The sequence below is a fragment of the Actinacidiphila glaucinigra genome, assembly GCF_900188405.1.
GTDB lineage: Bacteria > Actinomycetota > Actinomycetes > Streptomycetales > Streptomycetaceae > Actinacidiphila > Actinacidiphila glaucinigra.
Window position 1 is genome coordinate 85,440 of record NZ_FZOF01000022.1, and the last position, 15,739, is coordinate 101,178.

Here is a 15,739-nt window from a genome sequence, read left to right on the forward strand (position 1 = left end):
GCGGGAAGGCGCGCTTCCGGACAGAACGGATCGTTCACGGAGGTGGCCATGTCAGCGTCGACGGCTCACGCCGACCCGCCGGGGGCGTTGCGGACCGATGTCCCGGCCCGCCTGGACCGGCTGCCGTGGACCCGCTGGCACTGGCGCATCGTGATCGGTCTCGGCACCGTGTGGATCCTCGACGGCCTCGAGGTCACCATCGTCGGCAACATGGCGGGCCGGCTCGCCGAGCAGGGCAGCGGCATTGACATCAGCACCGCCCAGGTCACCACGCTGGCGGCCGCCGTGTACGTCGCGGGGGCGTGCCTGGGCGCGCTGTTCTTCGGCAGGCTGACCGACCGGCTCGGCCGCAAGAAGCTGTTCATGGTGACCCTGGCCGTCTATCTCGCGGCCACGGCCGTCACCGCGGTGTCGTGGACCGCCTGGTTCTTCATCCTGTGCCGCTTCTTCACCGGGTTCGGCATCGGCGGCGAGTACGCCGCCATCAACTCGGCGATCGACGAGCTGATTCCGGCCCGGGTGCGCGGCCGGATCGACCTGATCATCAACGGCAGCTTCTGGATCGGCGCCGCCGCGGGCGCGTTCGCGTCCATCGCCCTGCTGGACACCTCGCTGTTCGCCGGCGACGTCGGCTGGCGGCTCGCCTTCGGCATCGGCGTCGTCCTGGGGCTGGTCATCCTGCTGGTGCGCCGCCATGTGCCGGAGAGCCCGCGCTGGTTGTTCACCCACGGCCGGGCCGAGGAGGCCGAACGCCTCGTCGCGGACGTGGAGCGCACGGTCGCCGAGGAGAGCGGCAAGCCCCTGCCGGAGCCGGGCGAGAGCATCCTCATCCGCCCCCGCGGCGAACTGGGCTTCCTGACCATCGCCCGCACCGTCACCCGCGCGTACCCGCGCCGCACCCTGCTCGGCCTCGCGCTCTTCTCCGGCCAGGCCTTCCTCTACAACTCCGTCACCTTCGGCTACGCGGTCATCCTCACCACCTTCTTCGACGTGCCGAAAGGCGAGACGGGCTACTACTTCGCCGTCATCGCGGTCGGCAACTTCCTCGGCCCGCTGCTGCTCGGCCACCTCTTCGACTCCGTGGGCCGCAAGCCGATGATCACCGGCAGCTACGTGGGCTCCGGGCTGCTCCTGTTCGGCACGGCCTATCTGTTCCAGCAGGGCGCCCTGAGCGCGGTGACGATGACGGCCTGCTGGACCGCGGTGCTGTTCCTCGCCTCCGCGGGCGCCAGCGCCGCCTATCTGACGGTCAGCGAGATCTTCCCGCTGGAGACCCGGGCGCTGTGCATCGCCTTCTTCTACGCCGTCGGCACCGCCCTCGGCGGCATCACCGGCCCCCTGCTCTTCAACGGCCTGGTCGGCAGCGGCGAGCCCGCCGACACCACCCTCGCCTTCTGCCTCGGCGCGACCCTGATGACGCTGGCGGGGCTGGTCGAGGCGGCCATCGGCGTCCGGGCCGAGCGGCGCAGCCTGGAGTCGCTGGCAGCCCCGCTCAGCGCCGTCGAGGAACCGGCGGGGACCTCCGGCACCGCCGGCGCGCGCTCCTGACCGCTTCGCCGGCGCCCCCGGGGCGGGTATCGTCCGGTGGGTCGTGGGCAACCCGGGCAACCCAGGGTGAGGACCGCAGTGCGAAAGATCATCATGCAGATGTCGGTGTCCCTCGACGGCTACTTCGAGGGCCCCGACCGCGAGATCGACTGGCACCTCGTGGACGAGGAGCTGCACCTCCACATGAACGAGGGGCTGAAGGCGATGGGCGGCTTCCTCAGCGGCCGCGTCGGCCATGAGCTCATGGCCGCCTACTGGCCGACGGCCGACGCCGACCCGCAGAGCAGCCCCGCCGTGGCCGAGTTCGCCGGGATCTGGCGCGACATGCCGAAGTACGTGTACTCGCGGACGCTGGAGCGGGCCGACTGGAACACCACGATCGTGCGCGACGTCGTCGCCGAGGAGGTCCGGGAACTCAAGGCCCGGCCCGGCGGCGACCTGGTGCTCGGCGGGGCCGACCTCGCCGCCTCCTTCCTGCGGCTGGGCCTGGTCGACGAGTTCCGGATCTACGTCCACCCCGTCCTGCTGGGCCGGGGCAGGACGCCCTTCCCGGACGCCGGCACCCTCACCGCGCTCCGGCGCACCGGGACCCGGACCTTCGGCAACGGGGTCGTGCTGCTCCAGTACGAGCGCGCCGAGGCCCAGGCCGACGTGCGCCGCTGATGCGCGGCCGGGCCGTTAGAGCGCGCCGCGTTCCACGCAGCCGCGCAGGAACGCGGCCTGCCCCGCGTGCTGCAGATCGTCCGAGACGACGCTGACCAGCCGCACCGCCAGCGTCACCGGCGGATCCCAGCTGGTGTCGACGACGCGCGGGAAGTCCGCCTCGCGCAGCGTCGACAGATAGCCCAGGGTGCGGTCGCACACCGCGTCGTGATACCCGGTCAGCAGCTCGCCCGACTCGACGCGCAGCGCGGCGACGTCCTTGGGACGGTGGCCGTACCCGGTGTCGTACGGCGCGAATGGCAGGCCGAAGCGGTCGGCCCAGCCGTCGCCGGTCCACAGCTGCTCGGTGCCCGCGACGCCGGCCACATGGTCGTCCTGAATGCGCGTCAGGTGCCAGATCAGCCAGGCGATCGAGTTGGCCCCCCGGTCGGGCCGCGCGTGCAGGCCTTCCGGGGCGATGCCCTCGACGGCCTCGTGCACGGCCTCCCGGATCCTGCCGAAGGCGTCGGCGAGGAGATCTGCGCTCTTCATGCGTGCTCCCTCGGTTCCTGTGCCACTCCGCCCACGCTAGGCGTGCCGCCCCGCCGCGGCCACCAGAGCACCCGGCACCCGGCCCCGCCGTGCGTCAGCGGATCGCCAGGACCAGGGCCACGACGTAGTGCTCGTCCACCATGCCGTCGGGGAACTGCCGGGCCAGGTGCTCCCGTTCGGCGGCGAGGAAGGCCCGGGAGCGCTCCTCGCCGCTCACCAGGAACGCCGACTGGGTGCCGATGTTCGCCAGGTGCACCTCGACGGGCACCCGCCGCGACCACGGCACCCGGAGCTCGGTGAACCCCGGCCCGTCCGGCAGCCGCCCCGCGCGGGGGTGGGACAGCGCCGCGAAGAAGCCGCGCAGCCGCGTCTGCTCGGCGGCGATCCACGGCACCGAGATGTCGGGGTCGTTGCGCCACAGGGCGAACGCGCCGCCCGGCCGCAGCACCCGCAGGGCCTCCGGCACCGACCGCCGGGGATCGGTCCAGTGCCACGCCTGGGCGTACGTGACGAAGTCGAAGGCGCCGGAGGCCAGCGGCAGCCGGTCGCCGTCCCCGCGGACCAGGGCGACGTCCGGCAGGTTGCGGCGCAGCTCCGCGGCCATGCCGTCGCCGGGCTCCACGGCCACGACCCGGGCGCCGCGGTCGTGCAGCAGCGCGGTGGCGATGCCCGTCCCGGCGCCCACGTCGGCGACCAGGGCACCGCTCAGCGGGCGCCCCGCCAGCTCCTCGACGGCGTCGAGGAGGGCGGGCGGGTAGGAGGGGCGGTTCGCGGCGTACCGTCCGGCGGCACGGTCGAAGGAGCGGGCGCGAGGTGAACCGGTCATACGTCCATGATCCTCCGCCCCGGCCCTCCGGCGACGACCGGTCAGTCCCAGCCTCCCGAGCCGTAGGCCCCGGCGCCCGCGGCGGGGCGGATCCACCGCGTGGCCAGGAACGCGAGGCAGCTCACGGCGACGATCAGCAGACCGGGGCCGATGCCGCCGCCGCTGCCGATCGCGCCCAGGGACGTCGGATCGCTCGCGGTGCCCGGGTAGACCGGCGCGCCGCCCGGAGCCGTCGGGGCGCCGGGCACCCCAGGCGCCGCCTGCTGCCCGCCCTGGCCGGTCCCGGAGCCGCCCGAACCGCCTCCCGCGCCGCCGCCCGCCTCACGGGTGGGCGCACCCGCGCTGGCGGACGGCGTACCCGGCGTTTCGCCGCCGGCGGCCGGCGTCGCGGCGTCGCCGCCGTCCGTGGCGCGCGGCAGGCTCACACCGAGCGCGGCCATCGCCGTGCTCACCGGCTGGAAGAAGGTGATGCCGCCGGCGGTGCAGTCGCCGCTGCCGCCCGAGGTGATCCCCAGCGCGAAGCCCTGGGCGAACAGGGGGCCGCCGCTGTCACCGGGCTCGGCGCACACGGTGGTCTGTATGAGACCGCTGACCGCGCCCTCGGGGTAGTTGACCGTCGCGTTCAGTCCGGTGACCTGACCGGAGTGCAGCCCCGAGGTGCTGCCGCTGCGGAAGACCTCCTGACCCACGAACGGGTCGGCCGCGCCCGTGATGCGGACCACGCGGCCGGAGCCGACCCCGACGACGCTGCTGTGGTCCGAGCCGTCGTTCTGGTACTGCACGAGCGAGAAGTCGCCGCCGGGGAACGAGGTCGAGACGGTGGTGCCGACGGGCTTGGTCCCCTGGTTGTCGGCGAACCAGCCGGTGCCCGGCGGCCCGCAGTGACCGGCCGTCAGGATGAAGTCGGTCGTGCCGTTGGTGACGTTGAAGCCGGCGGAACAGCGGCTGCCCCGGGTCAGGATCGGCGCCGCCCCCGCGGTCCTGGTCGTGAAGGCGGCCTCGGTGCGCTCCATGCGCACCTGCGCGCCGATGCCGTCCGCGACGGACTGCAGCCGTGCCCACTCCTGCGCGGAGACCGTGCTGTCGGCCAGCACGAGGACCTCGTTGGAGACCGGGTCCACCGACCAGGCCGTGCCGGGCACGCGCGGGGCCTCCCGCAGCTCGCCGGCCGCGTCCTGCAGGTCACGCATGCTGTAGCGGACGACCTCCGCCCGGGCGCCCGCCCGGGCGACCTCGGCCGCGGTGTCCTCGTCGGTCACGGCGACCACCGGGCGGCCCTCGTCGTCCACCCAGCTGCCGCCGGTGCGGGCGTCGCCGAGTCGCGCCGCCAGGTCTCTGGCGAGGCCCGCCGCGTCCGCCGGGCCCCGCGCGCCGTCGGGTGCGTCCAGCACCCGGCTGCCGCTCCTGGGCTGCGTGCCGTCGGGGGCCGCCCCGAAGGCCTGCGACATCATGACTCCGCCGCAGACGACTCCCGCGACGGCCACGAGTCGCAGCGCGCGCTGCACCTGACGCCGTTTGCGCCTCACCGTGCCCCCAATATCCGCTTATGTACCTGCAGGTCACCGGCATGAGCTGCCGCGGGTCCCGAGCGGGGACCCGGCCTTCCATACGTGCGCGGGAGCCGCAGTGCTCACCGCTCGCGCCGAAGATGCGGAACGCTCCCGGGTGCCCGGGGCGGTGAAGCGCTCTATGGTGGCCGGGGCGCCGGACCCGGCGATCCAGCGAGGCATCGAGGAGCGACATGGGCGGTCAGTTCGAGGCGGTCGTCGAGGTCGGCCGTCCCGTGGCGGAGGTCTTCGCCTTCCTCGCGGACGGGCGCAACGACCCGAAGTTCAGCCCCAGGGTGCAGGAGATCCTGCGGACGCCGGACGCCCCGACCGCGGTCGGCACGGTGTTCACCAGCATCGTGAAGGACGCCGGGATGAAGTCCCACCGGGAGTTCCGGATCACCGAGTTCGACCCGCCCAACCGGATCCGCTGGACCGAGCAGTCGAAGAACCTGGTCACCGCCGAGGGCGGTTACGACCTGGAGCCGGTCTCCGAGACCACCACCAGGGTGCGGATCTTCAACCACCTGGAAGGGCACGGTCTCGGGAAGCTGCTGGTGGGACTCGCGCTGAGCGCCGCACGCAAGGACGCACCGGCGTTCGGCCAGCGGATCAAGGCCGCCGTCGAGGCCTCCTGACCCGGCCGCCGGCCCGTGCCGCCGTCGCGGCACAGGTCACCCGGGCCCGCCGCCGACAGCGGACCCGGGTGACGTACTCGGGGGTTGCGCTCGCCGAGGCCGGACGGCGGCCCGGCGGATCAGTAGGCGCGGCGGATCAGTAGCGGAGCACCGCCGCGATCCGGTCGTGCTCCACGAGGCTGTCCGGCGCCACGAAGCGGACCTCGGCGCCCTTGTCGAGTGCGGTCTCCACCAGCTCGTCCACGATGTCCTCGCGGATGCCCTCCTCGAAGCCGCCCGCCTCCGGCGCGTCACCGTCGACCGGCGTGAGATGACCGTCGCTCAGGCGCACCGCGCGCTGGAAGTCCTCCTCGACCACGACGAGTTCGGCGCGGCCCTCGCACACCGACTCCCACACCTCGTCCAGCCCGGCCGCGAAGATCCTGCGGCCGCGGGCGTCCACCAGCCTGCGGCCGATGCGTTCCGCCTCCCGCTCCGCGAACTCCTTCTGCGCCGGGGCGAGTTCCTGGAGCAGCGCCGGCGCGGGGCCGTTCGCCAGGCCGCCCTTGTGCACGACGGCCACCGCGGCGTCTGCGGCGGTGCCGACCTCCTTGAGCAGGGCGACCGCGTCCGGCAGGCCGACCAGGTACAGCGGCCGGTCGTCGGCGGCCAGGAGCACGGCGAGCGCGCTGTCGACGGACCTCAGGAACCGCCGCGTCTCCTCGTCCCGGAAGGTGCTCGGGTGGTCCCCGACCTGCTCCTGACGCTCGGGGTCCCACTGCACGGGATCAGGCTCCAGCGGGAAGCCCCGGGCGTCCTGCGGGTGCAGCGACTGGCCGCTGCCGCCCCACAGCGTGGCCCGGTCGGCCGCCACCGTGAGCACCCAGTACGGGCGGGCCCTGGCCTTCGCGGCGACCAGATTGCGGGTGAGGAAGCTGTCGCTGAGCACCACGCGCTCGGGGACGGCCCGGGGCAGGGTCCAGATCTGGTGGTCCCGTTCCGTGGCGTACATCACGAGCCCGTCCAGCGAGTAGCGCAGGTCGACCTCGGCGGCGGCCGCCTTGAGCTGAGTTTTGATGGCCATCCGGGCCCGGCGGGACGCCTCGGGATCGTGCTCGATCCGGCGCTCGGCCTCGGCGAGAAGATTGCGCAGCCGTACGGCGTCCTGGGCGTTGTCCGGTTGGCGCCGGTGCGTCGGCATGGTCAGCGACACCGCCGGATAAGGCCTGGTCGCGCGCAGTTCTCGCAGGGTGCCGACCGTCAGGGCATCGGTTTCCATGATCGCCTCCCTGAGGGGTCCGCGGTTGCGCCCCGCGGACGGGGGCAGCCCACACCCCGAGCCTCGCACACCAGCCGGGCCGCCGCCTTTCGGGGACGGCCCGGGCGGCGTGACGTTCAGGCGCCGTTGCGGTGGTGCGCGCCGAAGCCGGAGTCCCAGGCCCACATGTGGGTGCAGCCGGGGCACTGCAGATGCAGCACGGGTCCCTTGTTCGACAGCAAGTAGCGCCAGTGGTCGGGGCAGTTGCGGCCCGCGGCGCAGGTGGCGCACTCGCGGTGGTCCGCGCAGCGCGGGCAGGGGACCCACGCCCGGCGGCCCGGGTCGGCCGTCGGATCAATCGGAAGCAGCACCGTCGTCCTCCCCGGTCGCCTCACGGGGCGGCAGCACACCGGCGGCCACGAGCGTGCGGTACACCGCTTCCTGCTCCTCGTCGAGGCCGGAGTAGAGCAGCCGGTAGGCCGCGTCCTCCCCGCGAAGCACGGCCACCGGGTCCCAGTCGTCGCCGAGGGCGGCGAGGACCTCGGCCCGGCGGCGGGTCTCGTGGTCGGTGAAGTCCAGCTCGAACGCGTGGAGGCGGTCCGGGGTGTCGTCGTCGTTCATGTCGCCCGCTCCCGGGGCAATCGGGGATGAATCCACTCTGTGTAACAAAGTGTCGTGCCCTGGGGAAAGCTTTTCCCGCCCCGATGTGACGAACTCCATGCGGCTCCGCCGCTGGTCAGGGACGTACCAGCGGCGGAGCGCCAGGGAGCCGGACCCCGCTCAGGAGCGCCGGGCGGCCTTGCGGCGGACCGTCCCGAAGGACGGGAACGACCTGCGAGGGCCCGGCTCCGCGGCCTTGGCGCCCTTCGCGGCCCCCTTCCGGGCGCCCTTCCCGGCTGCCGCGGACTTCCCGGTCTTCCCCGCCGTGCTGGTCTTCCCGGCCGCGCCGCTCCCGCGACCCCGGAACGCCTTGGTGATCCTCGACGTCCTGGTGCCGGCCGCGGGCTTCGCCGCCGGGGCCGGGTCCTCTGCGGGGCCCGCCGGGCGGACGTCGTGCACGGCACGGCCCAGGCGGCGCCCGAAGAGCAGGTAGCCCAGCAGGGCACCGGCGGTGTTCATGATCACGTCATCGACGTCGAAGGCACGGCCCTGCACCACCGCCCCCTGCGCCAGTTCCACGAGGATCATCACCAGCCCGGTCGTCACCACCACGCGCAGCGCCCCGCGCGCCTTGGGCGCCAGCACCGGGAGCAGCACGCCGAAGGGCATGCCCAGCAGCACGTTCCCCCCGACCTGCCGCACGGCGCCCGCCACCGTGTAGCGCTCGTAGTACTGCCGCAGTGAGGCACCCGGCTGCAGATTCGCGTGCGCGAGCCCCTCCGAGGCGTACGACGGCGCCAGTGTCGCCCGGGCCAGCACCGCCCCGAACGCGACCATCGCCACGAACGCCAGCGCCATCGCCGCCCACCGGGCAAGCGCGGCCAGCGGTGACCGCCGGCCCTCTCCCGATCCTTCCGCCGTACGCCCGCGCACCGCCGATCGAGCCACGGACTACCCCCTCCTCTTGGTCTGTTCCGGTCGTGGTCTCCCCGTGTCACAGACCGGATACCCCAAGCGCCCCCCGCGATGCCATCGACCGCCGTGCGGTGCCGGTCAACTCGGGGGCGCCGCCCGCCCGGAAGGCGGCGGGGGTGCCGCGGGCGGACCACCGCCCGCGCGGCCGGCGGCCGGCACCAGGGCGGGCAGCCGGCTGATCGCCAGGACGGCCGCGTCGTCGTCGAGGCAGCCGCCCACGTGGGCGAGGAGATCGGCGCACAGGCGGTCCACCAGAGCCTCGGGATCACCGGCCGGCTGTCCGGCCAGCCGGCCGGTCAGCGGGTAGAACGCGCCGGACGCGTCACGTGCCTCGACGACCCCGTCGGTGTACAGCAGCAGGGTGTCGCCCGGCCCGAAGGGGAACGTCCGCACCGTGGGCTCCTCGCCGGCCCCGCCGACGAACTGCGTCAGCCCCAGCGGCGGCGCGGGCGCGGGCATGTCCAGCGAGGTCACCCGGCCGTCGTGCAGTACCAGCGGCGGGGGATGACCGCAGGTGACGAGGTGGACCACCGGCTTGTCGTCCGGTATGTCGGCGACGACGGCGGTGACGAACGACTCGGCCTCGTCCTCGGCCCGTCCGGCCTCCGCGGCGGGATCGGTGAGCTCCGACGACAGGGCCCGCTCCAGCCACAGGACCAGGGCCGGCAGCTCCGCCTGCCGGTGGGCCACGGCACGGAAGGCGCCCAGGGTCAGCGCGGCCTCGTTCACCGCCTCCATGCCCTTGCCGCGGACGTCGCCCACGATCACCCGGGTGCCGCCGTCCGTCCGCACCGCCGCGTACAGGTCCCCGCCGATCTGCGCCTCCGCCTCCGCGGCGAGGTAGACCGAGGCGACGCACAGCGGTCCGATGCGCCGGGGGATGGGCCGCAGCAGCACCCGCTGCGCGGTCTCGGCCACCGAACGCAGCCGGGTCACCTGCCGCTGGTGCTTGACGCGCAGATGGGCGAAGAAGGTCGCCAGCACCGACATCAGGGCCAGGGTGGCGATCTGCGCCGAGTGGTTGAGGTCCAGGGGCGTCGTGCGCACCCCCGCCACGAGGATCTGCGCGGCCACCGCGACCCCGCCGACGATCGCCGTCGTCCTGGCACCGGCGAACGACGCGGTGATCGCGGGGGCGGCGACCAGGAACGGTCCCAGATGGACGTCGGGCGGCGCCATGATGTCGACGGCGGTGACCACCAGGATCAGCATGATCATGGCAGCCACCAGGAGATGCCCGGGCCGCCACGACCGCCCCCACTGCCCCAGGCGCCGTGCCACATCCATTACTCCTGGATACACCCGCGCCCCTGGCCCTGCCCGCCGGTGGGGTTCCGCGCCTCAGGAGCGCCACTTCTCCCGGACCAGCACCTCCTGGATGCGCCAGCCCGTCCCGGTGTGCCGCAGGCCGAACGTGTAACGGCCGCCGCACACGAAGTTGGGGGCCGTCGTCTTCGTCCCCGGGTCGTCCAGCCGCATGGGGTTGACGTAGTCGGCCAGCGCCACGGCCGAGGGGGGCTCGAGGGTGATCCGGCGGTTGACGATCAGGTGCTGGCGCACGGGGAACAGCCGCATCGTCGAGGCGAGCCAGTCGGCGATCTCGGTGGCGGGACCGGCGATGCCGCCCGCGGAGGTGTAGTCGGCCCGGCCGTCCGGGGTGAAGAGCGCGACGTACGCCGTCCAGTCGCCGTCGTCGACGGCCGCCCCGTAGCCGCTGATCAGCTCGTCCACGGCCAGCCGGTCCAGCAGGGTCTCCCACTCCGCTCGCGTCGTCATCGGCACAGTGTTGGGCACACGGCGCGAAGAGCCAAGACACGTGCGGCGGTCAACCGCGCCGGGAACCGGCCGAAGGCGTCAATCCGGCAGCGGGATGCGCATGCCCACCGAGCCCCGCAGATCGAGCCACGCGGCGGAAGGCCCACGGACCAGCCGCATGATCACGGTGTCGCAGCCGGGACAGCGCGCCACCAGACCGGGAGCGTGGTCGTACACGCGCAGCGAGGCGACCGGCCCGGTGAGTCCGCAGCCCACGCAGCGGCCCACGGCGGCCGTCATGTCCACCGCGAAGATCTCCCGGAGCGGTCCGGCCAGCGCGTTGCCGTCGGTGTACGCGTCCGTGCCCTGTGCGCTCATCCCAGCCTCCCGTCGGCCCGGCCGTCCCCGGCGCCACCCACCCTACGCAGCCGACGCCCACCCCGCCCGCGCACGCGGTCCGCCCACCCGCCGTACGGCCCCGGCACAGCCGGTGGCGTGCGGGTTTCCCGGCATTGGGATCATGTCCCCATGGCCCGCACCGCTGCTCCGGATCCCCACGACACGACGCCTGTGCACGACGCCGCCCCGGTGAACCACGTCGAGGAGGTCGGCCCCCTCCCGCGGCGGGGCCGTGCACCGGAACCGCCCCCTGCCCCGCGGGGGAGCAGCGGCTTCCACGTCCCCGAAGCCGCCTGTTTCCGCGAAGTGTTCGGCGTCGCGCCCGTGCCGGAGGAGGGCTGCGAACACGTGGAGGTCCTTGAGCTCGTGGTCGACGAGCACGACGTCCTCTGCTTCTCGTACGACGTCATCCTCGGCTCGTTCATGGTCCGCTGGCTGCGCGACGACGACGAGATTCTCAGCGTCTACCGGGAGGGCGCGCGCGGGATCCGGATCGAGGACGGTGTCCGGGAGAAGTACATAGTGGTGCACTTCGAGTTGGGGGGACACGAAGGGAGCCTGAGCATTCGGGTGTACCCGGACGTCTCCGTGAGCGATCGTCTGATGGACACATGAGACCGCGTTCGGAAGCAGGCCGTAGGACAATCGATCGATGACGCACCCCATGCATCGTGACCGCTCCCTCCACGAGCTCGAACGCGAACAATGGCCGGCTCCGTCGGCCGACGACACCCGCCTCATCGCCACCGCACTCGCCTTGCGGCATCGGCCGATCGGCGAGCTGGCCGTCGAGGACATGCGCTTGCTGATCGGGCAGGACATCGGTCTGCCCTACCTTCTGCCACGTGCACTGGAGGTGCTCCGGGAGAATCCGATGGCGGAGGGGCACATGTACGAAGGGGATCTGCTGTCCGCGGTCCTCACCGCGAACCCGGCGGTCTTGGCCGGGTTCCCCGAACTCGGCCGGGAGCTTCGCGCGATCATCTCGGGGCTGACGGGTCTACCCCCTGACCTGCAACAAAAGGCCGATCGTTTCCTGGCTCCCCAGGACGCCGACGCAGGGCGTCACCCGTGACCGTGCCCCGCCCCTTCGTCAGCGCAGTTCGAACGTGAGCAGCGGCTCGGCGAACACGGGCGCCGGCGCGTCGGGATCCGCGGCGACAGCCTCCTCCAGGCGGCGGAAGCCGGCTTCCACCTCCTCGGGGCCGAGCTGAGCGAAGAACGAGAGGGTGCGCAGGCGCAGCCGTTCCAGCATGTCGCCGCGGGTGCCCGGGGACGGCTCGGTGACCGTGCCGTAGTCCACGACCTTCCAGCCGGCCGAGGTGAACATCGCGATGACCTCGTGCAGCGGCTGGAAGATCGAGGCGTCCACCTCGTATCCCCGGGGGAAGTGCTCCAGCCACCACGGGCGGGGGTGGTGGTCGCTGAAATTCGCGCGCAGCAGCAGCCGCCCGCCGGGCCTGAGCACCCTGGCCAGCTCCCGGGCCGCCCGGGGCTTGTCCTGGACGTGGTGCCAGGAGAGGAACAGCAGCGCGTAGTCGGCGCTGTCGGAGGGCACCGGTATCTCCTCGGCGCCGCCCGCCAGATACCGCACCCCGGGGTGCCCGGACCGCGTCTGCGCGACCTCGCGCATCCTGACCGACGGCTCGACGCCGATGACCGGCCCGAGCTCCCGTGCCAGCGCGGGGGTGAACCTGCCGGTCCCCGAGCCGACGTCCAGCCCCGCCAGCGGCCGCCGCTCGGGCAGCACCGCCGCGAAGGCGTCCAGCCACACGCGCAGTTGGCGCTCGGAGAGCGCCCGGCCGCGCGCGTAGTCCCGGTACTGCTCCTTGTCGTAGTCGATCGTCCTCATGGCCTCTCCCGTGCCGGCCGGGCGACCGCAAGCGGCGTCCTGATGCGTCGATTCGACACATCGGGACGGTAGGTGCCGCTGCCTCGCCCCACAAGAGGGCGTGCCCGGACGGGGCTTGTGGTGGCCGTCCCCCGGACTCCCGGAAAACCTGTTGCCCGACCACCCAGCCGTTGCACATCATCTGCGGCATGGATCTGTGACCAGTGGCGCATGCGCGGAATGAAGACGGGTTCGAGTCACTCCCCGTCCCGCTCCGCCGTACCGCTCGAAGCCCGCACCGCGTGATCGGCGCGGGCTGCGGGCTTCCTTCACGCGACGTGCTCCGCCACGTCGTGCCGGCCGGTGTGCTCCGCTCCGCGGCGCCGGCCGTACGCCACTGATCCCGGAAGGCATCCCACGGCGCCGTACGGCGATGCGTGCTGCCTCCCGCGCAAGCCCTGGAGTTCGCCGAAACCATGAACCAATCCCTTGGCAGCCGTGTGCCCGTCGACTGCGGCGGATTCGACGTCGACCGGAAGGCACTGTGGGTGATCCGCGAACTGGGTCTGCCCGCCATCGTCAGAGCATGCGTCTCGTGCAGGTCCACGCGTCACCGTCCCACCGGGAAGATCCGCGTGAACGCCAGCGGCAAACTCCTCGACGTCTGGCTGCTGATCGGCTGCGCGCTGTGCGGCCGCACGTCGAAGATCCCCGTCCACGAGCGCATCCACGTGCAGGCGCTCGAGAGCGAACGGCTGCTGATGTTCGAGAACAACGACCCGGCCATGGTGCGGCAACTGACGGTGGACGGGGCGCCGGCGGGCAGGGCCTCGTACCGGCTCGACTGGAGCGGCACATGGGAGCTGGAGACCGACATGCCGTTCCACCGGCCCGACCCCGAACGGCCGGTGCCGCTCGAGGTCGTCGTCCGATTCGAACTCCCCGCGCCCGTGCGGGTCGAGAGGCTGCTGATGACCGGGTTCGGCCTGAGCCGGTCCGCCGTGCGGGGCATGGCCGCGTCCGGGCGGCTGCGGCTGCCCATGGCCGTCGACGCGAAGGCACGCGAGGACTTCACCTTCCACGTCGTCACCACACCGCCGCCGTCACCTGCCGCGCCGGCGGTGACGAGCGCCTCCGCGCGGGCGCGGCGGGGATAGCCTCCGGACATGGCGAGTTTCGAGATCACAGCGATAGGCACGGTCCGGAACGACAGGACGGACGTCCAGAACACGGACAACTGGGGTGCCGTCCGCAGCACGATCACCATCGACGAGCGCTTCGGCGACGCCTGCCTCCAGGGACTGGAGGGCTTCTCCCACGTGGAGGTCATCTTCGTCTTCGACAGGTTCCCGGAACACGACGACCACCGCGAACCCCGCCCCTACCGGGGCCGTTCGGACCTTCCGCCCGTCGGAGTCTTCGCCGGCCGCGGCCCCCGCAGGCCGAACCGCATCGGGGTGACGTCCTGCGCCATCGAGTCCGTCCACGGCCGCGAACTGACGGTGGTGGGCCTCGACGCGGTCTCGGGCACCCCGGTCATCGACCTGAAGCCGACGATGCAGGAGTTCCGCCCGCTCGACGTCAGGCAGCCGGAATGGGTCAGCCGTCTGATGTCGGAGTACTTCCAGCCGTAGGACGCGACGGCATGGCGATCGCCGCTCGGACGAACCTGAAGGGAGAGCGCCCGCCACCGGCGATGCTTCGTCGCCGGTGGCCTGGACTACCGTCGGCGCTCGCCGTGGGAAGGAGCAGTCATGCACACGCACACGGGCTGGTCGGGAGTCCGGGAACGTGTGATCGCGGTGAAGGAGGCCGAGCGTCGAGCACGCGGCTGGGGGACCTCCCCGTACCCGGTCTTCGAGCCTGTCCTGACGGCCGCCGAGATCGCCGACGTCGAGGCCCAGTACGGTGTCGAGCTCCCCGAGGAGTACCGCACGTTCCTGGCGGAGGTCGGTTCCGGCGGTCCCGGACCCGAGATCGAGCTGACGACGCTGCGCCGGGTCGACGGGCGGTGGGGGTGGTTCTGGGACGGGGACGGCCCCATCCCGCTCGACCCGAGCGGGCCGTTCGTCGAGACCGACGAGTGGCCCGGGCGGCAGATGGAGACTCTCCGCGCTGCCGGGTACGAGCCCACCACCCGTGACGAGGACGACGACTACCTGGAGGACTTCCGCCGGGTCTTCGGCGAATCCGGGCACGAGGTCTGGCGGGCGGAACGCGTGCGGGGCGCGATCCTCATCAGTGACAACGGTTGCGGGATGACCGGCTGGCTGATCGTCGTCGGCCCGCACCGCGGGGAGCTCCGGGATCGGGAGTGCGCGGGCAACCCGCCCTTCGAGCCGTACGTCGATGCGTCGGGCAACCGCCACACCTTCCGCACCTGGTACCTCGCATGGCTCGAGCGGTGCGAGAGGGAAGCCCGGGGAGAGGGGACCGCCGGTGCCGGTTCCCCCTCGGCTCCGCCTTGGAGCACGTAGCTCGCGCGGAGAGCCCGGCGGTTCGCCTCGAACCCGCGACACGATCATGCGCGGGGTCCTCCGGCATTCTGGTGGGCGGTGCCCGAGCCCAGCCTGACATCATCGTGCAGATGGACCGATCGAAGCGTCATGGGAGAGAGACCTGGGTCTTCGGACTGGAGGAAATCCCCGCTGTCGACAGAGGCGAAGACGGTGCCGTGCATCCGGCCGCCCCCACCTTCGCCAGGACCGTCATCAGGGGCCCCGACGGCACGCCCCAGGCACTGCACTCGGCGGCGGAGGAGATCGTCGCCCAGTGCGCGCCGGGCTGGGCGGTGTCCGCCGTCCTTCTGCAATGGCTCAGGGTCGAAGCCGGCGACGAGGCGCGACTGGGCGTGGAAAGCTGCTTCCTGGAACGCCTCTCCGAGGACGGTGTCCGCCTCCACGCCAACTACCGCCAGTGGCAGGACCTGGTCGTCCCCGTCCCGGACGTTCGGCACATGCTGATCGACATGATGGACTTCCTCATGACGGAGGCCCACCGCCCGTTGCCCGCCTGGCGCGTCAGGCGACTCGGGGAGCGGGACCGGGAGCAGAGGCGCGACCACGAATAGGCCGGGAGCCCCGGCGCCCGTACGCCAGGACGCACACCACCGGAGACCGGGCGGGACACCGGCCGGAACCGATGGGGCGAGATGCTGATGGGCGCGGCCGCGGCGTCGAGCCTGTCGTC

The 15,739-nt window shown here is 72.8% G+C and carries 20 protein-coding genes; 9 read left to right on the forward strand and 11 right to left on the reverse strand.

Annotation, left to right across the window (positions count from 1 at the left end; translation table 11 throughout):
- Positions 1 to 48 precede the first annotated feature (48 nt).
- Positions 49 to 1,548 carry an MFS transporter gene (locus CHF15_RS31695; protein ID WP_089227342.1) on the forward strand — a complete coding sequence of 500 codons (1,500 nt, stop codon included), beginning with the start codon at positions 49 to 51 and terminating at the stop codon, positions 1,546 to 1,548.
- A gap of 78 nt (positions 1,549 to 1,626) precedes the next feature.
- Entirely contained in the window at positions 1,627 to 2,211 is a 585-nt protein-coding gene (locus tag CHF15_RS31700; RefSeq protein ID WP_089227343.1) for a dihydrofolate reductase family protein, read from the forward strand.
- A gap of 15 nt (positions 2,212 to 2,226) precedes the next feature.
- On the opposite strand, the gene CHF15_RS31705 is transcribed toward CHF15_RS31700, so the two are convergent.
- The 3 genes from CHF15_RS31705 to CHF15_RS31715 form a co-directional block, all read right to left on the reverse strand.
- Positions 2,227 to 2,742: a mycothiol transferase gene (locus tag CHF15_RS31705; RefSeq protein WP_089227344.1), complete on the reverse strand. Its 516-nt coding sequence runs from the start codon at positions 2,740 to 2,742 to the stop codon at positions 2,227 to 2,229.
- 94 nt (positions 2,743 to 2,836) lie between these two features.
- Entirely contained in the window at positions 2,837 to 3,568 is a 732-nt protein-coding gene (locus tag CHF15_RS31710; RefSeq protein ID WP_089227345.1) for a class I SAM-dependent methyltransferase, read from the reverse strand.
- Between the two features lie 41 nt (positions 3,569 to 3,609).
- Positions 3,610 to 5,073, reverse strand: a complete 1,464-nt coding sequence (locus tag CHF15_RS31715) for a S1 family peptidase (RefSeq protein ID WP_089227346.1) — start codon at positions 5,071 to 5,073, stop codon at positions 3,610 to 3,612.
- A 236-nt stretch (positions 5,074 to 5,309) separates the two neighbouring features.
- Between CHF15_RS31715 and CHF15_RS31720 the strand changes: the two genes are divergently transcribed.
- The gene (locus CHF15_RS31720) at positions 5,310 to 5,753 is read left to right on the forward strand and encodes an SRPBCC family protein (RefSeq protein ID WP_089227347.1); all 444 of its coding nucleotides are present in this window, start codon (positions 5,310 to 5,312) and stop codon (positions 5,751 to 5,753) included.
- Positions 5,754 to 5,889: 136 nt separating this feature from the next.
- Here CHF15_RS31720 and CHF15_RS31725 read toward each other — a convergent pair whose 3' ends face one another.
- The 7 genes from CHF15_RS31725 to CHF15_RS31755 form a co-directional block, all read right to left on the reverse strand.
- Positions 5,890 to 7,011: a baeRF3 domain-containing protein gene (locus tag CHF15_RS31725; RefSeq protein WP_089227348.1), complete on the reverse strand. Its 1,122-nt coding sequence runs from the start codon at positions 7,009 to 7,011 to the stop codon at positions 5,890 to 5,892.
- A gap of 116 nt (positions 7,012 to 7,127) precedes the next feature.
- Positions 7,128 to 7,358 (reverse strand): hypothetical protein, encoded by a 231-nt coding sequence (locus tag CHF15_RS31730; protein WP_089227430.1) that lies wholly within the window; start codon positions 7,356 to 7,358, stop codon positions 7,128 to 7,130.
- A complete protein-coding gene (locus tag CHF15_RS31735; protein ID WP_089227349.1) occupies positions 7,345 to 7,611 on the reverse strand; it encodes a DUF6400 family protein in 267 nt (88 codons plus the stop codon). Before CHF15_RS31735 ends, CHF15_RS31730 begins: the two co-directional genes overlap by 14 nt.
- A gap of 159 nt (positions 7,612 to 7,770) precedes the next feature.
- A complete protein-coding gene (locus CHF15_RS31740) occupies positions 7,771 to 8,538 on the reverse strand; it encodes a VanZ family protein (RefSeq protein ID WP_410169674.1) in 768 nt (255 codons plus the stop codon).
- Positions 8,539 to 8,643: 105 nt separating this feature from the next.
- A complete protein-coding gene (locus CHF15_RS31745; RefSeq protein WP_322975711.1) occupies positions 8,644 to 9,783 on the reverse strand; it encodes a PP2C family protein-serine/threonine phosphatase in 1,140 nt (379 codons plus the stop codon).
- A gap of 123 nt (positions 9,784 to 9,906) precedes the next feature.
- Positions 9,907 to 10,341: a nuclear transport factor 2 family protein gene (locus CHF15_RS31750; RefSeq protein ID WP_089227352.1), complete on the reverse strand. Its 435-nt coding sequence runs from the start codon at positions 10,339 to 10,341 to the stop codon at positions 9,907 to 9,909.
- A gap of 78 nt (positions 10,342 to 10,419) precedes the next feature.
- Positions 10,420 to 10,698 (reverse strand): DUF6510 family protein, encoded by a 279-nt coding sequence (locus CHF15_RS31755; protein WP_089227353.1) that lies wholly within the window; start codon positions 10,696 to 10,698, stop codon positions 10,420 to 10,422.
- Between the two features lie 150 nt (positions 10,699 to 10,848).
- Here CHF15_RS31755 and CHF15_RS31760 point away from each other — a divergent pair, with 150 nt between their 5' ends.
- On the forward strand, positions 10,849 to 11,334 hold the full coding sequence (locus tag CHF15_RS31760; protein WP_143681688.1) for a hypothetical protein: 486 nt from the start codon (positions 10,849 to 10,851) through the stop codon (positions 11,332 to 11,334).
- A 37-nt stretch (positions 11,335 to 11,371) separates the two neighbouring features.
- Positions 11,372 to 11,794, forward strand: coding sequence for a contact-dependent growth inhibition system immunity protein (locus CHF15_RS31765; RefSeq protein WP_245939141.1), 423 nt, complete (start codon positions 11,372 to 11,374; stop codon positions 11,792 to 11,794).
- Positions 11,795 to 11,812: 18 nt separating this feature from the next.
- On the opposite strand, the gene CHF15_RS31770 is transcribed toward CHF15_RS31765, so the two are convergent.
- Positions 11,813 to 12,571: a class I SAM-dependent methyltransferase gene (locus tag CHF15_RS31770; RefSeq protein WP_089227356.1), complete on the reverse strand. Its 759-nt coding sequence runs from the start codon at positions 12,569 to 12,571 to the stop codon at positions 11,813 to 11,815.
- A gap of 455 nt (positions 12,572 to 13,026) precedes the next feature.
- Here CHF15_RS31770 and CHF15_RS31775 point away from each other — a divergent pair, with 455 nt between their 5' ends.
- From CHF15_RS31775 to CHF15_RS31790, 4 genes are all read left to right on the forward strand, one after another.
- On the forward strand, positions 13,027 to 13,707 hold the full coding sequence (locus tag CHF15_RS31775; protein WP_089227431.1) for a DUF1062 domain-containing protein: 681 nt from the start codon (positions 13,027 to 13,029) through the stop codon (positions 13,705 to 13,707).
- Positions 13,708 to 13,716: 9 nt separating this feature from the next.
- Positions 13,717 to 14,184, forward strand: a complete 468-nt coding sequence (locus CHF15_RS31780; protein WP_089227357.1) for an SAM-dependent methyltransferase — start codon at positions 13,717 to 13,719, stop codon at positions 14,182 to 14,184.
- A 120-nt stretch (positions 14,185 to 14,304) separates the two neighbouring features.
- Positions 14,305 to 15,027: an SMI1/KNR4 family protein gene (locus CHF15_RS31785; protein ID WP_089227358.1), complete on the forward strand. Its 723-nt coding sequence runs from the start codon at positions 14,305 to 14,307 to the stop codon at positions 15,025 to 15,027.
- 110 nt (positions 15,028 to 15,137) lie between these two features.
- Positions 15,138 to 15,620, forward strand: coding sequence for a hypothetical protein (locus CHF15_RS31790; RefSeq protein WP_143681689.1), 483 nt, complete (start codon positions 15,138 to 15,140; stop codon positions 15,618 to 15,620).
- Positions 15,621 to 15,739 lie beyond the last annotated feature (119 nt).

Coding starts and splice junctions, on each gene's coding strand:
- CHF15_RS31695 (WP_089227342.1), top strand. CDS start 49: ATGTCAGCGTCGACGGCTCACGCCGACCCGCCGGGGGCGTTGCGGACC.
- CHF15_RS31705 (WP_089227344.1), bottom strand. CDS start 2,742: ATGAAGAGCGCAGATCTCCTCGCCGACGCCTTCGGCAGGATCCGGGAG.
- CHF15_RS31710 (WP_089227345.1), bottom strand. CDS start 3,568: ATGACCGGTTCACCTCGCGCCCGCTCCTTCGACCGTGCCGCCGGACGG.
- CHF15_RS31720 (WP_089227347.1), top strand. CDS start 5,310: ATGGGCGGTCAGTTCGAGGCGGTCGTCGAGGTCGGCCGTCCCGTGGCG.
- CHF15_RS31725 (WP_089227348.1), bottom strand. CDS start 7,011: ATGGAAACCGATGCCCTGACGGTCGGCACCCTGCGAGAACTGCGCGCG.
- CHF15_RS31735 (WP_089227349.1), bottom strand. CDS start 7,611: ATGAACGACGACGACACCCCGGACCGCCTCCACGCGTTCGAGCTGGAC.
- CHF15_RS31745 (WP_322975711.1), bottom strand. CDS start 9,783: ATGATCATGCTGATCCTGGTGGTCACCGCCGTCGACATCATGGCGCCG.
- CHF15_RS31750 (WP_089227352.1), bottom strand. CDS start 10,341: ATGACGACGCGAGCGGAGTGGGAGACCCTGCTGGACCGGCTGGCCGTG.
- CHF15_RS31755 (WP_089227353.1), bottom strand. CDS start 10,698: ATGAGCGCACAGGGCACGGACGCGTACACCGACGGCAACGCGCTGGCC.
- CHF15_RS31760 (WP_143681688.1), top strand. CDS start 10,849: ATGGCCCGCACCGCTGCTCCGGATCCCCACGACACGACGCCTGTGCAC.
- CHF15_RS31765 (WP_245939141.1), top strand. CDS start 11,372: ATGACGCACCCCATGCATCGTGACCGCTCCCTCCACGAGCTCGAACGC.
- CHF15_RS31770 (WP_089227356.1), bottom strand. CDS start 12,571: ATGAGGACGATCGACTACGACAAGGAGCAGTACCGGGACTACGCGCGC.
- CHF15_RS31775 (WP_089227431.1), top strand. CDS start 13,027: ATGAACCAATCCCTTGGCAGCCGTGTGCCCGTCGACTGCGGCGGATTC.
- CHF15_RS31780 (WP_089227357.1), top strand. CDS start 13,717: ATGGCGAGTTTCGAGATCACAGCGATAGGCACGGTCCGGAACGACAGG.
- CHF15_RS31785 (WP_089227358.1), top strand. CDS start 14,305: ATGCACACGCACACGGGCTGGTCGGGAGTCCGGGAACGTGTGATCGCG.
- CHF15_RS31790 (WP_143681689.1), top strand. CDS start 15,138: ATGGACCGATCGAAGCGTCATGGGAGAGAGACCTGGGTCTTCGGACTG.